Here is a 17,439-nt window from a genome sequence, read left to right as displayed (position 1 = left end):
TTAATTAATTAACTTAATAGTTTATTGTTTAAATTATTAATATTTAATTTTAATATTTTTTATTTAATATTTCTTATTATTGGTTTTTCAATGAAATAAATGTAATTTATAATCTTTAAAGTTGTTCTTTTCGTTACATTTGATAAGCTAATGAATAGGGAGATGAGCAAAATACCAATAAATAATCCTGATAATTTTTCGGAGAACTATGGGCTTTATCAGCCTGAATTTGAATTTGATTCCTGTGGAGTAGGTTTTGTGGCTAATATAAAAGGCGTCAAAAGCTATAAAATAATAAGTGATGCCATCACCATGCTCGAAAATATGGAGCATCGTGGTGCCACCGGATATGAAAGCAATACAGGTGATGGTGCCGGTATTCAGATTCAGATACCTCATGAGCTTCTTTATGATGAAGCTTTAAACTATGGAATAGACTTGCCTGAGCCGGGACATTATGGACTCGGTATGCTGTTTTTCCCACAGAATAATTTTATCCGGGAAGAATGCAGGGAAGTGATTGCCCAGTCAGCAGAAAAACTTAACCTTAAAATCTTAGGATACCGTCCGGTTCCGGTGAGCAATATTGAATTGGGTGATCTTGCTAAAAGCGTTGAGCCTGTGATGGAAATGCTCTTCATAGAACGTCCTTTTGATATTGAAAATGAAAAAGATTTTGAAAGAAAGCTGTTTGTTTTCAAGAATTATATTTCCCACCAGGTGACCAGCGTTACCAATAATGATCCTATCGGATTCTATGCGGCTTCCTTTTCCTGTAAAAAGCTTATTTACAAAGGGCAGCTGAGAAGTGTTCAGATCAGGAATTATTTTAAAGATCTTACCAATCCTAAGATCAGGTCTGCATTTGGAATGGTGCATTCCCGTTTTGCTACCAATACTTCCCCTACATGGAGCCTGGCACAGCCTTTCCGGTTTTTGGCGCATAACGGGGAAATCAATACGATCGGTGGAAATCTGAATTGGCTGAAATCTTCAGAAAAAATATTTAAGAGTCAGTTTTTTACCCCTCAGGAAATGGACATGATTCTTCCGTTAACAAAACCCGGACAATCCGATTCCTCCTACCTTGATAATATGGTGGAATTACTTTACCATTCCGGACGTTCCCTTCCGCATACTATGATGATGCTTATTCCAGAGGCTTGGGATGGATATGAACAGATGGAACAGTATAAAAAAGATTTTTATGAATTTCATGCCTGCCTTATGGAACCCTGGGATGGGCCGGCTTCCATTTCCTTTACGGATGGAGAAATTATTGGAGCCACCCTGGACAGAAACGGGCTCCGTCCTTCAAGATATTGCGTTACCTCTGATGATCTGGTTATTATGGCTTCGGAATCCGGAGCTTTACCCGTAGATCCAAAGAAAGTGATTAAAAGAGGTCGCCTTCAGCCTGGTAAGATGTTTCTCGTAGATTTAAAAAAAGGAACCATCATAAAAGATGATGAGCTTAAAAAAGAAATCTGTACTTCACAGCCATACAGGGAATGGCTGGATAACATGAGAATTGAGATCAGTGAGCTGCCCAATCCCAAAATACGTTTTAATATGCTTCAGGCAGAAGATATTTTTAAATATCAGAAAGCTTTCGGGTATTCAAGGGAAGATCTTAATGTTGTGGTAAAAGAGATGGCATTAAAAGGCAAAGAACCTATCGGATCGATGGGGTTTGACACTCCTTTGGCCGTACTGAGCGAGAAGCCGCAGCATTTAAGTTCCTATTTTAAGCAGTTATTTGCACAGGTTACCAATCCTCCTATAGATCCGATCCGGGAAAAACTGGTGATGTCTTTAACGACTATTATTGGGGGAAACGGAAACCTTTTGGAAGAAGATAAAAACTTTGCTCATTCCATCAAGTTGGAAAATCCTATTCTCAATAACCAACAGCTAGAAAAACTGAGAAGTGTGGATACCGGAAAATTCCAGTCCAAAACTATATATACTTACTTTAATGCTAATGGAAAAGAAGGAAGTTTAAAAAAAGCGATCGACAGGATTTGCAGGTATGCTGTAGATGCAGTAGATGACGGCTTCGAAGTAATTATCTTATCCGACCGTTCCCTGGATTCCCAACATGCGGCAATTCCTTCACTATTAGCCTGTTCTGCGGTTCATCATCATTTGATAAGAAAAGGTGTCCGTAGAAAAATCGGATTGGTAATGGAAGCGGGGGATGTCTGGGAAGTTCATCACTTTGCTGCTTTATTGGGCTTTGGTGCGACTGCCATAAATCCCTATCTGGCTCTGGCAAGTATCCGTCAGATGTTTAATGATGGAGATTTTGGTGAGAAGGAAGATTTGGAACAGCTTAAAAATAACTATAAAAAAGCGATTGGAGAGGGTCTTTTAAAGATCTTTTCAAAAATGGGAATTTCTACTTTACAGTCTTATCATGGAGCACAGATTTTTGAAATTATAGGGCTTAATAAGCTGGTGGTTAATACCTGTTTTACCGGAGCGGTTTCCCGAATTGAAGGAATAGGTTTTGATGAAATTGCAAAAGAAGCTTTATCTAAGCATAAAGAAGCATTTGAAGAAAGTATGGTCAGGGACATTTTAGATACAGGTGGTGTATATCAGTGGAGGAATAACAGTGAATACCATCAGTTTAATCCGCAATCCGTACACCTTTTACAGCAGGCGGCATGGAACAATGATTACAATACTTTTAAAAAATATTCCAGGGTGGTGAATCAGCAGATGGGAAAAGCATCCTTATTAAGAGGTTTACTGGAATTTAAAAATGATAGAGAGTCCATTCCTCTGGAAGAAGTGGAACCCATTGAAAATATCATGAAAAGGTTTGCCACCGGAGCTATGTCCTTCGGATCCATTTCCTGGGAAGCGCATACGACGTTGGCTATTGCGATGAACAGGATCGGAGCCAAAAGCAATACAGGAGAAGGAGGTGAGGATGAAGACAGATATATATTGAATGAAAACGGGGATAATTTACGGTCTGCCATTAAGCAGATTGCATCCGGAAGATTTGGAGTAACAGCGCGGTATTTGGCTGAGGCAGATGAAATTCAGATCAAAATGGCACAAGGGGCCAAACCCGGAGAAGGAGGACAGCTTCCGGGAGATAAGGTGGATTCATGGATTGGTAAAACGAGACATTCCACGCCTGGTGTAGGACTGATTTCGCCACCTCCGCATCATGATATTTATTCTATTGAAGATCTGGCCCAGCTTATTTTTGATTTAAAAAATGCCAACCGCCATGCAAGAATTTCTGTAAAGCTGGTATCAAAGGCAGGAGTAGGAACCATTGCTTCCGGAGTAGCAAAAGCCAAAGCAGATCATATTCTGATTTCTGGCTATGATGGTGGTACCGGAGCCTCTCCTTTAAGCTCGGTACGTCATACGGGATTACCATGGGAGCTTGGATTGGCGGAAACCCATCAGACGCTCATAAAAAATAAGCTGAGACAAAGAGTAACGCTGCAGGTGGATGGTCAGGTGAAAACCGGACGGGATCTTGCTATTGCTACTCTGCTGGGTGCGGAAGAATGGGGGATTGCCACTTCGGCTCTTATTGTCGAAGGATGCATTTTAATGAGAAAATGTCACTTGAATACCTGCCCCGTAGGAGTGGCTACCCAAAATGAAGAGCTTCGTAAAAAGTTTAAAGGAAAAGCGGAACATCTTGTGAATTACTTTAGATTTCTCGCTATGGAAGTTCGGGAGATCATGGCTAATTTAGGATTCAGGACCATCGATGAAATGGTGGGGCAGTCTCAGTGTCTTGAAAGAAAATCTAATATTAATTTCTGGAAACATCAGCATATAGACCTTAGCCGGCTTCTTCAAAAAGTGGAAACAGAACTTCCGGTTATTAAATCTGAACCACAGGATCAGGGACTTGATCACTCTATTTCCTGGAAAATGCTGGAAGCAGCAGGAAATGCCCTCCGGAACGGAACCAAAGTGGAGGCTCAGTTTGACATAAAAAATACGGATCGTGCCGTTGGAACCATACTTTCCCATGAAATAACGAAAATATATAAATCGGAAGGAATGGAGGAAGACTCTTTGAGGTTTAGTTTTAAAGGAACTGCAGGACAAAGTTTCGGAGCCTTTTGTAATAAAGGGATTACCATGCTCTTGGAAGGAGATGCCAATGATTATTTAGGTAAAGGACTTTCAGGGGCCAAGCTGGCTGTTTTTCCGGATAAAGAAGCAGTTATTAAAGCAGATGAAAACAGTATTGTAGGAAATGTTGCTTTGTACGGCGCTACTTCAGGAAAAGTTTTCATTAGTGGAATGGCGGGGGAGCGGTTTGCAGTTCGTAATTCCGGTGCTACAGTTGTGGTGGAAGGAATCGGGGATCATGGATGCGAATATATGACAGGAGGAGTAGTGCTTATTTTAGGAGGAGTAGGTCGGAATTTCGGGGCCGGGATGAGTGGCGGTATAGCCTATGTCTGGGATGTTCAAAAAACATTGGAGCATAATTTCAATCCTGATATGGCCGACCTGGAAGAAATTACGGAAAATGATAAAGCAATAATTTCCGCGCTTATCCGGGAACATTTTGAAAGTACTGAAAGTAAGCTTGCAGAATATCTTCTCCGTGATATGGACAGTAATCTTAAATATTTTACAAAAATATATCCACGGGAATATAAGAAAGCAATAGAGAATCATATAAATGTGATGAAATAATGGGAAAGACAGATGGATTTTTACTATACAAAAGAGAGCTTCCTTCCAAGCTGAAGGTAGAGGAGAGAATACGTAATTATGAAGAGTTTATTCAGAAGCTTTCGGATGAGAGCCTTAATCAGCAGGCCGCAAGATGTATGGATTGCGGAATTCCTTTTTGCCAGAGTGGCTGCCCTCTTGGAAATGTTATTCCGGAGTTTAATGATGCGGTCTATCAGAGACAATGGGAAAAGGCGTATCATATTTTAATATCTACCAATAATTTTCCTGAATTTACAGGCAGGATCTGTCCTGCCCCCTGTGAAAGCTCTTGTGTTTTAGGGATTAACAGCAAAGCTGTTACGATTGAAGAAATTGAAAAGAATATTATTGAAATAGCTTTTGAGCAGGGATTTGCAAAACCTAAAATCCCGCAATTCAGAACCGGAAAAAAAGTAGCTGTGGTAGGCTCGGGACCGGCAGGTTTGGCAGCAGCTTATCAGTTGAATCAGCAGGGACATTCCGTAACGGTTTTTGAAAGGGATCCTGAAATAGGAGGTTTATTACGCTTTGGAATCCCTGATTTTAAGCTTGATAAAAATATTGTAGAGCGCCGTGTACGGTGGATGAAAGAAGAAGGAGTGGAATTTAGGACGAATGTGAATGTTGGGGTTGATTATTCCGTAGAGCAGCTGAATCGTAATTTTGAAGCTATTGTTTTGGCAACGGGAAGTACCGTACCCAAAGATTTGGTTATTCCCAACCGCGATGCCCAGGGGATTTATTTCGCCATGGATTTTCTGAAGCAAAGCAATAAGAAAGTAAGTGGGATCCCGTTTGAAGAAGAAGAAATTAATGCTAAAGGGAAAAAAGTCGTTGTAATAGGCGGAGGCGATACCGGTTCGGACTGCATCGGAACCTCAAACCGCCAGGGTGCGGAAGTGGTCTATCAGATCTATTATAAACCTATGCAACCGGCGGAACGGGATGAAACAATGCCTTGGCCTACCTATCCTGCTTTATTACAGGTTACCTCGTCTCACGAAGAGGGCTGTGACAGGATGTGGTCTGTCAATTCAAAGGAATTTGTAAAGGATGACCAGGGAAATTTAACAGGGGTTCGGCTTGTAGAAGCAGAATGGACCAAGGATTCTGACGAAGGAAAATGGAATTTATATACCGAAAAACCAGGTTCGGAGTTTGTACTGGAATGTGATCTGGTTTTTATTGCTTTAGGATATACGCATGTAGAACATACGGGATTGGTAGAAGCTTTGGATATTCATCTGGATCCGAAAGGAAATTTAATCGGGAATAATCAGGAATATAAGACCAATCAGGACAAGGTATTTTCCTGTGGAGATGCCAGGAAAGGACAGAGCCTTGTAGTCTGGGCTATTGCGGAAGGCAGGCAGTGTGCCGAAAAAGTTGATGAATTTCTGAAAGCTCAACTTTGACTTTGAAATACTTCTGATTTTAATATCTGATCGGCACAGGAATTATTCTGTGTCGGTTTCTTTTTTCCATTTTCTGAGTTGGCTTCTGAAGCTTTTAAACGGAGCAGTTGTATTGATATGAATCCATTTCCATAACGGCCATTGAGCCGGCGTGGTAGCCCATTTTCTCTGTTGGGGTAAGAAAAGGGCGTCATGGTCAAGCTTCTCAATCCATTTTAATATTTCTTCAACCTGGTTTTTCAGCATTACACGTTGCTGGTCTAAGCTTTGGGTACCGAATTTCTCATAAAAAGACTGATAAAGTCCTCCGAGATTATTCCATTTGTAATCAGGTGCCGGAGTCTTAACATCAATACCTTTCTGCTCGTCAGATTCCCATTTCAGTAACAAGCCGGTCCATCCGATCTGATAGGAAATATTTTGGGAAGGAGTCTTGTCGATACCCGCTTTTACTAAGTCTTTCTGATTTTCATTAATACCATCAAATTCCTTGTCATAAAGGGTATATCTCTTTTTGATCTCTTCAATAAGCTCTGTCTTGTCTTTATACTGCATAATCCGGTTCTTTATTTTCTCAGTCTGCTGAATGAAAACATCAGATAAAATAAAAACGGAAGAATAAATAATGATCCTAATACCAATGCCCAGCCTAATGCAGCGATAGTTTTAGGAGCGGCCGCTTCTGCAAAGAGAGAAAGATGGCTTCCGTTTCCCAGTAGTATGATATTGGGATTATGCTGATAAGTGGCAGCTACCAGTATCATAACAATCTGAAAGCCCGCTAATACCCGTACAGGGGTTAATTTTCTTTGCTTCATGCAATAAAAAAGAAGGCCTAATGCAATTGTTGCGAAAATAATAGCAATGATTCCCAATGGTTTGGAAAATATCCACGTTATAAGAGGAATATCGGAAAGATATGCCGTTGCAAACACCAGTATACCGGCAATGACTACAAAAATCATCGTTTGTTTTGATTTCTTTATCATCAGGGAAAGCTCTTCCTTTGTTTTGGTTTCTCTTAAAGAAAATATAGAAGCCAGATAAGCACAAAGACTTATGGTAAATAGTCCTACGGCAACTCCAAACCAGTTGAGCCAGCTGAAAATATAGAGATCTAAAAAGCCTTTTGCATCAGGATTGATAGAGCCGGAAACTGTAGCCGCAGCAATTAAACCTAAAAAGAAAGGAGTTAAAAGGCTGGCATAATAAAAAATATGAGTATATAAGATCTGCCAGTCATCTTTCACAGCATCATAATGCCTAAAGGTAAAGGCGGTTCCCCTGGCAATAATGCCAAGCAGCATCAGAACCAGCGGAATATGAAGATAGGTAGATAATGTGGTATAAATCCCCGGGAACCCTACAAAAAGGATAACAATGGCAATGATGAGCCACATATGATTGGCTTCCCACACGGGAGCTATGGATTCATACATGATCTCTTTTGTTTTATGGCGAGCTTTCTTATGAGTGAAAAGCTCTACGATTCCGGCACCGAAATCAGCACCACCCAGAATTATATACAGGCAGATAGACAGCCAGAGAAAACCTATAACAATATAAATCATGATCTTTTGTTTTTATCATTAAACTCAATATCCGTAGGATCGTAAAGTTTGGGAACCATTTTGATCTGTCTCTTCAGCAAAAAGATAATAATCATTGATAATGATACGAAGATGGCAGTGAAAAAATAAAAGGAGTACTGAATCCCGGGCATCGGAGTTACCGCGTCTATGGTTCTCATAATCCCGTAAATGATCCATGGTTGTCTACCTACTTCAGTAACTGTCCATCCGGCTTCCAGTGAAATATATCCGAAAGGGGTGGCGATAAGAAATGTTTTAAGCAGCCAGTTTTTTTGAAGCCAGTCTTTTTTAAAGAATAATGCATACAGATAAACTGCTCCTATACAGATCATAACCACTCCGAAAAAGATCATGATTTGAAAAGCATAGTGGGTAACGGCAACCGGCGGCCATTCATCTTTTGGGAAATCTTTAAGTCCTTTTACTTCGGAATTAAAATCATTGCTTACTAAAAAGCTTAAAACTTTAGGAATTTTAATCGCATACTTTATTTCTTCTTTCTGCTCGTCCGGAATTCCACCGAGCACAAAGGCTGCTCCTTTTTCAGTTTCAAAATGGGCTTCCATGGCAGCAAGTTTAATAGGTTGTCTTTCTGCTACGGATTTGGCGGCAATATCACCGCTTAAAGGAGCTCCGAAAGCCCCGATAAGAGCAAATCCGGCAGCAATCCTGAATGCTTTCGTATGAAATTCCACATTTTTCTTTCTCATAATTAAAAAAGCATGAACTCCAGCTACGGCAAAGCCTGTGGCACAGAAGGCGGCAACAGTCATATGAAGAGCCTGAGGAAACCAGGCATCATTAAACATCGCTTTTATAGGATCAATATTGACGTACTGCCCGTTGATATAATCAAATCCCGAAGGAGAATTCATCCACGCATTCGCTGCCACGACAAGAATACCGGAAGCTAGTCCGCTTAACCCTACCAGAAATCCACAGAACCAATGGAACCATTTATTAAACCTGTCCCATCCGTAGAGGAAAAAACCGATAGCAATGGCCTCAATGAAAAAAGCGGTTCCTTCAAGGGAGAAAGGCATTCCGAAAATAGGTCCGGCATGCTTCATAAACTCCGGCCAGAGAAGACCCAGCTCAAAAGAAAGCATAGTGCCGGAGACAGCTCCCGTGGCAAAAAGGATGGCCACACCTTTGCTCCAGGCTTTTGTAAGACCCTTATATATTTCGTTATTCGTTTTAAGATATTTCCAGTGTGCAAATGCCATTAAAAAAGGCATGACCATTCCTACACAGGCAAAAATAATATGAAAGCCCAATGATATAGCCATCTGAGCACGTGCCGCAATGAAATCGTCCATAAAATCAATTTTGAGTAAATAAAGATAGAAATAAAATACTGAGTAAAGAGTATGATTAATATCAATTAAGTAAATGATACTTAAAGAATTTATTGATGGTTATCCCTTGTTTATGCTAAATTTTTTTATAGAAATTCACTCCTTAATAAAGTTGATGTTTGTGAAAATATTAATATGACAGATGGCTGGTTTACCCTTTGGTATCGTAGTATTACGACAATTTTAATAATATGATCTAAATCATTTGTCCGTGATTTATTTAACTCGTAATATTGCAGCGCCCACTTAAAAAAATAATAATGATGAATAACTCAAATAAATATCTGTTACTTATACCACATTAGGTTAGCTTTCAGGTTTCAGATCTACTTAAACATATAATAAAATAGTATACACAAACGGATTCTGAGGATATTTAGAACCCTTTGGGTAAGGATGGATTTTGTCTTTACTGTAGAAAATTACCACTTTAAATTGATGTGACTTTATATACCGTGTTTCATGAAAGAAACATTGAAGAAGCGGTATATCTGTTCATCAGCTCAAAGAACTTGACTGATAATGATCTGAACCTTATTCCCGACTGAATTTTAACACCAACGATATGGAAAAACACTATTGATTGTACTGATCTGCTGTCTTCTCTGGGATGCAGAAAGTAGTTCGTAAAAACAGAGAAAGTATAGGGATATGGCTGTCCCTGCTTTGAAAGATATGAAATGGTAGCTTGTAAAAGCGCACCATCAATTGATCCTCTCCTGAATGTCTGATAAGATAATCATGATAGAATTAATTAAAAATGAACGATCACAAAACTAAACAAACTAAATTAATCTATGAAAAATTATTTAGCCCTTATTTTATGCCTTTTAGGCTCTTGTCTGTGGGCTCAAAGGATTGTCAATCTGAATGAGGAAAACGCTACTCATTCTTTACAGTCTTCAAGGCAGAATGTCCCTGCCGGATATTTGAAAAATGCAAAAGCATCCCGGGCTTTTACCGTTAATAAGGCATTACAAAGCCAACAAAATACTAAAGCCGGTGATGTGATTGCCTTACAATTATTTGAAGGAAAGTCTTATAATGCCAGGATTAGCAGTGTTACTACTGATGTTAATAACGTGCTGATAATTACGGCAAAAATCATAGATTATCCTATGGGTTATGCTATTATTACTACCGATAAGGGCACCAATAAAACCTCGTTCTCTTTAGGTATTCCTGAATTGAATGAATACTATACATCAGCAGGAAATATTAACTCCGCTGCTACTTATCTGATAGAATTGGATAAAAACAATTTAAATGAAATTTCAGGAGTAAAAAATGACGATGTGGTAATTCCTGTTTCTGAAACAAAGCAGCAGGGGAAAATTCCAAGTTTAAACACCCAGGCAGCATCAAAAGGTGTTAATGATCATGCTAATATTGACGTAATGATTGTTTATACACAGGATGCGGAAACGTGGGCAAATGCCAATAAAAATGGGATTAATAATTATCTCAGTACTTTGATGGCTTATTCCAATAACGTTTTGAGTAACAGTGTTGCTTATGCTTCCATGACATTGGTACATTCCAGAAAAGTCAGCTATACAAGTGTCGGAGGAGATTTAGGCACCGACTTAACCCGATTAAGAACGATGGGAGATGGTTATTTGGATGAGGTCCATACCCTGAGAGATCAATATGCAGCAGATTTAGTAAGTTTTATAGAAAAAAGCGATCAGTTGGATCTCCCTGGTAATGGAACATGCGGATTAGCCTATAGGTTAACCAATGGTAACCCAACGGGGAATGATACCCTGGGATTCAGTGTTATAAAAACAACCGATGATTTTTCGAATAATACGTATTGTCATGAAAGTACTTTTATCCATGAGATAGGACATAATATTGGAATGGCTCATGATGCGGAGACTAGTGGTGATTTATCAGGAAACATTATTTATCCTTATGCATACGGCTGGCGATGGACAGGAAATGACGGAAATAAATACCGTTCTATTATGTCTTATAATAAAGGAGGAGAAACACGGGTGCCTTATTATTCTGACCCCAGTGTATCTCATCAGGGGAAGCCAACAGGGAATGCTTCAACGGCGAATAATGCATTGGTTTTTAGGAATATAAAACATTATGTTGCTGCTTACCGGGAGAATCCTACAGGACTTATGGCTCCGGGGGGATTATCAGTAAGTGCAATCACCGGGAATGGAGCTACCTTAAAGTGGAATGCTGTAAGCGGAGCGACAAGTTATAAAGTAGAGTATAAGACTTCCGCGGCAACTGCCTATACCTCAGTAACGGTAACTACCAATACAAGAGTGTTAACAGGACTAGCTTCTAATACGGTATATAACTGGAGGGTTACTGCAATCAATGCTGGAGGAAGTTCGTCTGCTACCAGCGGAACCAATTTTACAACATTAGCTGCTGCGCCAAGTGCACCAAGTGGTTTGGCTGTAAGTGCAATCACTGGGAATGGAGCTACCTTAAAATGGAATGCTGTAAGCGGAGCAACAAGCTATAAAGTGGAATACAAAACTTCCGCATCAACATCTTATAGCTCAGTAACGGTAACAACCAATACAAGAGTGTTAACAGGACTAGCAGCCAGTACGGTGTACAACTGGAGAGTTACTGCAATCAATGCCGGAGGAAATTCCTCTGCAGTAAGTGGAACTAATTTTACAACTTTGGCAGGTACTCCATCTGCACCAAGTGCACCAAGTGGTTTGGCGGTAAGCGCTATTACCAGCAACGGTGCTACCTTAAAGTGGAATGCTGTAAGCGGAGCAACAAGCTATAAAGTGGAATACAAAACTTCCGCATCAACATCTTATAGCTCAGTAACGGTAACAACCAATACAAGAGTGTTAACAGGACTAGCAGCCAGTACGGTGTACAACTGGAGAGTTACTGCAATCAATGCCGGAGGAAATTCCTCTGCAGTAAGTGGAACTAATTTTACAACTTTGGCAGGTACTCCATCTGCACCAAGTGCACCAAGTGGTTTGGCGGTAAGCGCTATTACCAGCAACGGTGCTACCTTAAAGTGGAATGCTGTAAGCGGAGCAACAAGCTATAAAGTGGAATACAAAACTTCCGCATCAACATCTTATAGCTCAGTAACGGTAACAACCAATACAAGAGTGTTAACAGGACTAGCAGCCAGTACGGTGTACAACTGGAGAGTTACTGCAATCAATGCCGGAGGAAATTCCTCTGCAGTAAGTGGAACTAATTTTACAACTTTGGCAGGTACTCCATCTGCACCAAGTGCACCAAGTGGTTTGGCGGTAAGCGCTATTACCAGCAACGGTGCTACCTTAAAGTGGAATGCTGTAAGCGGAGCAACGAGTTATAAAGTGGAATACAAAACTTCCGCATCAGCATCTTACAGCTCAGTAACGGTAACGACTAATACAAGAGTATTAACAGGACTAGCAGCCAGTACGGTGTACAACTGGAGAGTTACTGCAATCAATGCCGGAGGAAATTCCTCTGCAGTAAGTGGAACTAATTTTACAACTTTGGCAGGTACTCCATCTGCACCAAGTGCACCAAGCGGTTTGGCAGTAAGTGCAATCACCGGAAATGGAGCTACTTTAAAATGGAATGCTGTAAGTGGAGCAACGAGTTATAAAGTGGAATACAAAACTTCCGCATCAACATCTTACAGCTCAGTAACGGTAACAACCAATACAAGTGTGTTAACAGGACTAGCATCCAGTACGGTGTACAACTGGAGAGTTACTGCAATCAATGCAGGAGGAAGTTCGTCTGCAGTAAGTGGAACTAATTTTACAACTTTAGTCGCTGCACCAAGTGCACCAAGCGGTTTGGCGGTAAGCGCTATTACCAGTAACGGTGCTACGTTAAAATGGAATGCTGTAAGCGGAGCAACAAGCTATAAAGTGGAATACAAAACTTCCGCATCAGCATCTTACAGCTCAGTAACGGTAACAACCAACACAAGAGTGTTAACAGGCTTGGCTGCCGGTACAGTATACAACTGGAGGGTTACTGCGATTAATGTCGGAGGAAGTTCAGTTGTTGCTAATGGACCCAACTTTACAACAGCACCGTCTACGCCAAGCGGTTTGGCTGTAAGTGCAATCACTGCGAATGGAGCTACGTTAAAATGGAACGCTGTAAGTGGAGCCAGCAGTTATAAAGTAGAATACAAAACTTCTGCATCAACATCTTACAGCTCAGTAACAGTAACAACCAACACGAGAGTATTATCCGGTTTAGCTGCCGGTACAGTATACAACTGGAGGGTTACTGCGATTAATGCAGGAGGAAGTTCAGTTGTTGCTAACGGTGCCAACTTTACGACAGCTCCGCCTGCACCAAGTGGTTTGAATGTAAGTGGAGTTACCTTAAGCGGAGCCACATTAGCTTGGAATGCAGTAAGCGGAGCCAGCAGTTATAAAGTAGAATACAAAACTTCTGCAGCTACAACTTATACAACTATGACAGTAACATCGGCTACAAGAGTTTTAACCGGTTTACTATCCAATACGACGTACAATTGGCGAGTAAGTGCAATTAATGCAGGAGGAAGTTCTACTATTGCTACAGGAAGTAACTTTACGACATTAGTTTCAGCACCAAGTGGTTTAAATGTAAGTGGAGTTACCTTAAGCGGAGCCACATTAGCTTGGAATGCAGTAATTGGAGCCAGCAGCTATAAGTTAGAATATAAAACTTCTGCAGCTACAACCTACAGTTCCATCAACTTGACAACTACGAGCAGGGCTTTAACCGGCTTACCATCTAATACGACGTACAACTGGCGAGTAAGTGCAATTAATGCAGGAGGAAGTTCTACTATTGCTACAGGAAATAACTTTACGACATTAGTTTCAGCACCAAGTGGTTTAAATGTAAGTGGAGTTACCTTAAGCGGAGCCACATTAGCTTGGAATGCAGTAAGCGGAGCCAGCAGTTATAAAGTAGAATACAAAACTTCTGCAGCTACAACTTATACAACTATGACAGTAACATCGGCTACAAGAGTTTTAACCGGTTTACTATCCAATACGACGTACAACTGGCGAGTGAGTGCAATTAATGCAGGAGGAAGTTCTACTATTGCTACAGGAAGTAACTTTACGACATTAGTTTCAGCACCAAGTGGTTTAAATGTAAGTGGAGTTACCTTAAGCGGAGCCACATTAGCTTGGAATGCAGTAAGCGGAGCCAGCAGTTATAAAGTAGAATACAAAACTTCTGCAGCTACAACTTATACAACTATGACAGTAACATCGGCTACAAGAGTTTTAACCGGTTTACTATCCAATACGACGTACAACTGGCGAGTGAGTGCAATTAATGCAGGAGGAAGTTCTACTATTGCTACAGGAAGTAACTTTACGACATTAGTTTCAGCACCAAGTGGTTTGAATGTAAGTGGAGTTACCTTAAGTGGAGCCACATTAGCTTGGAATGCAGTAAGTGGAGCCAGCAGTTATAAAGTAGAATACAAAACTTCTGCAGCTACAACTTATACAACTATGACAGTAACATCGGCTACAAGAGTTTTAACCGGTTTACTATCCAATACGACGTACAACTGGCGAGTGAGTGCAATTAATGGAGGCGGAAGTTCCACTGTTGCTACAGGAAGTAACTTTACGACATTAGTTTCAGCACCAAACGGTTTAAATGTAAGTGGAGTTACCTTAAGCGGAGCCACATTAGCTTGGAATGCAGTAATTGGAGCCAGCAGCTATAGATTAGAATATAAAACATCTTCCGCTAGTACGTATAGTGTGATCAACTTGACAACTACGAGCAGGGCATTAACCGGCTTACCATCTAATACGACGTACAATTGGCGAGTGAGTGCAATTAATGCAGGAGGAAGTTCTACTATTGCTACAGGAAGTAACTTTACGACATTAGTTTCAGCACCAAGTGGTTTAAATGTAAGTGGAGTTACCTTAAGTGGAGCCACATTAGCCTGGAATGCAGTAAGCGGAGCCAGCAGTTATAAAGTAGAATACAAAACTTCTGCAGCTACAACTTATACAACTATGACAGTAACATCGGCTACAAGAGTTTTAACCGGTTTACTATCCAATACGACGTACAATTGGCGAGTGAGTGCAATTAATGCAGGAGGAAGTTCCACTGTTGCTACAGGAAGTAACTTTACGACATTAGTTTCAGCACCAAACGGTTTAAATGTAAGTGGAGTTACCTTAAGCGGAGCCACATTAGCTTGGAATGCAGTAATTGGAGCCAGCAGCTATAAATTAGAATATAAAACTTCTGCAGCTACAACCTACAGTTCCATCAACTTGACAACTACGAGCAGGGCTTTAACCGGCTTACCATCTAATACGACGTACAATTGGCGAGTAAGTGCAATTAATGCAGGAGGAAGTTCTACTATTGCTACAGGAAGTAACTTTACGACATTAGTTTCAGCACCAAGTGGTTTAAATGTAAGTGGAATTACCTTAAGCGGAGCCACATTAGCTTGGAATGCAGTAATTGGAGCCAGCAGCTATAGATTAGAATATAAAACATCTTCCGCTAGTACGTATAGTGTGATCAACTTGACAACTACGAGCAGAGCTTTAACCGGTTTACCATCTAATACGACGTACAATTGGCGAGTGAGTGCAATTAATGCAGGTGGAAGTTCTACTGTTGCTACAGGAAGTAACTTTACGACATTAGTTTCAGCACCAAGTGGTTTGAATGTAAGTGGAGTTACCTTAAGCGGAGCCACATTAGCTTGGAATGCAGTAATTGGAGCCAGCAGCTATAGATTAGAATATAAAACATCTTCCGCTAGTACGTATAGTGTGATCAACTTGACAACTACGAGCAGGGCTTTAACCGGTTTACCATCCAATACGACGTACAATTGGCGAGTGAGTGCAATTAATGCAGGAGGAAGTTCTACTATTGCTACAGGAAGTAACTTTACGACATTAGTTTCAGCACCAAGTGGTTTAAATGTAAGTGGAGTTACCTTAAGTGGAGCCACATTAGCCTGGAATGCAGTAAGCGGAGCCAGCAGTTATAAAGTAGAATACAAAACTTCTGCAGCTACAACTTATACAACTATGACAGTAACATCGGCTACAAGAGTTTTAACCGGTTTACTATCCAATACGACGTACAATTGGCGAGTGAGTGCAATTAATGCAGGAGGAAGTTCCACTGTTGCTACAGGAAGTAACTTTACGACATTAGTTTCAGCACCAAACGGTTTAAATGTAAGTGGAGTTACCTTAAGCGGAGCCACATTAGCTTGGAATGCAGTAATTGGAGCCAGCAGCTATAAATTAGAATATAAAACTTCTGCAGCTACAACCTACAGTTCCATCAACTTGACAACTACGAGCAGGGCTTTAACCGGCTTACCATCTAATACGACGTACAATTGGCGAGTAAGTGCAATTAATGCAGGAGGAAGTTCTACTATTGCTACAGGAAGTAACTTTACGACATTAGTTTCAGCACCAAGTGGTTTAAATGTAAGTGGAGTTACCTTAAGCGGAGCCACATTAGCTTGGAATGCAGTAATTGGAGCCAGCAGCTATAAGTTAGAATATAAAACTTCTGCAGCTACAACCTACAGTTCCATCAACTTGACAACTACGAGCAGAGCTTTAACCGGTTTACCATCTAATACGACGTACAATTGGCGAGTAAGTGCAATTAATGCAGGCGGAAGTTCCACTGTTGCTACGGGAAGTAACTTTACGACATTAGTTTCAGCACCAAGTGGTTTGAATGTAAGTGGAGTTACCTTAAGCGGAGCCACATTAGCTTGGAATGCAGTAAGCGGAGCCAGCAGCTATAGATTAGAATATAAAACATCTTCCGCTAGTACGTATAGTGTGATCAACTTGACAACTACGAGCAGAGCTTTAACCGGTTTACCATCTAATACGACGTACAATTGGCGAGTAAGTGCAATTAATGCAGGCGGAAGTTCTACTGTTGCTACAGGACCAAACTTTACACCGGTTGCTACCACATCCAGAGATTTAGATATAAAATCAGAAACGGTTGTTTCTACACTACAAAAGAAAACTGCTGATTTATATCCTAATCCTGCCCATGATATATTATATATTAGAGGTTTGGGTAATAGTGGAGAAAGAACTGCGGTTGTTATTTATAATCTTAGTGGACAGGTAGTTAAAACTATAAATGTTATATTGGAAGACAAGATTAGAATTGATGTTTCAACTCTTCCGGAGAGTAATTATATTTTAATAATTAAAGGAAATAAATTTAACTTTATTAAAAGATAAATAATACTCAAAATAAATTTGATGCCGAAGTAGATAATTCTACTTCGGCTTTTTTTATGAGGGATTCTGACAAATATTTCCATTTTGGAGGAAACTAAATTTTTGC

The 17,439-nt window shown here is 40.3% G+C and carries 6 protein-coding genes; 3 read left to right on the top strand and 3 right to left on the bottom strand.

Translation table 11 applies throughout. The features are described from left to right. Positions 1–162 precede the first annotated feature (162 nt). Both gltB and ABJ974_RS10285 read left to right on the top strand, forming a co-directional pair. Positions 163–4,695 carry a glutamate synthase large subunit gene (gene gltB / locus ABJ974_RS10290; RefSeq protein WP_419868161.1) on the top strand — a complete coding sequence of 1,511 codons (4,533 nt, stop codon included), beginning with the start codon at positions 163–165 and terminating at the stop codon, positions 4,693–4,695. After that, positions 4,695–6,131 (top strand): glutamate synthase subunit beta, encoded by a 1,437-nt coding sequence (locus ABJ974_RS10285; RefSeq protein ID WP_419868160.1) that lies wholly within the window; start codon positions 4,695–4,697, stop codon positions 6,129–6,131. Before gltB ends, ABJ974_RS10285 begins: the two co-directional genes overlap by 1 nt. 42 nt (positions 6,132–6,173) lie before the next feature. Here ABJ974_RS10285 and ABJ974_RS10280 read toward each other — a convergent pair whose 3' ends face one another. From ABJ974_RS10280 to ABJ974_RS10270, 3 genes are read right to left on the bottom strand one after another with little or no spacing between them, the layout of a single operon-like run. Continuing rightward, positions 6,174–6,686 (bottom strand): ClbS/DfsB family four-helix bundle protein, encoded by a 513-nt coding sequence (locus ABJ974_RS10280; RefSeq protein ID WP_419868159.1) that lies wholly within the window; start codon positions 6,684–6,686, stop codon positions 6,174–6,176. Between the two features lie 11 nt (positions 6,687–6,697). Then, a complete protein-coding gene (locus ABJ974_RS10275; protein WP_419868158.1) occupies positions 6,698–7,702 on the bottom strand; it encodes a cytochrome d ubiquinol oxidase subunit II in 1,005 nt (334 codons plus the stop codon). Then, a complete protein-coding gene (locus ABJ974_RS10270; RefSeq protein ID WP_419868157.1) occupies positions 7,699–9,042 on the bottom strand; it encodes a cytochrome ubiquinol oxidase subunit I in 1,344 nt (447 codons plus the stop codon). Before ABJ974_RS10270 ends, ABJ974_RS10275 begins: the two co-directional genes overlap by 4 nt. 836 nt (positions 9,043–9,878) lie before the next feature. Here ABJ974_RS10270 and ABJ974_RS10265 point away from each other — a divergent pair. Continuing rightward, the gene (locus tag ABJ974_RS10265) at positions 9,879–17,333 is read left to right on the top strand and encodes a fibronectin type III domain-containing protein (protein ID WP_419868156.1); all 7,455 of its coding nucleotides are present in this window, start codon (positions 9,879–9,881) and stop codon (positions 17,331–17,333) included. Positions 17,334–17,439 lie beyond the last annotated feature (106 nt).

The organism is Chryseobacterium sp. CT-SW4 (assembly GCF_048572715.1).
Taxonomy (GTDB): domain Bacteria; phylum Bacteroidota; class Bacteroidia; order Flavobacteriales; family Weeksellaceae; genus Chryseobacterium.
This window is presented reverse-complemented; position numbering and strand designations above follow the sequence as displayed.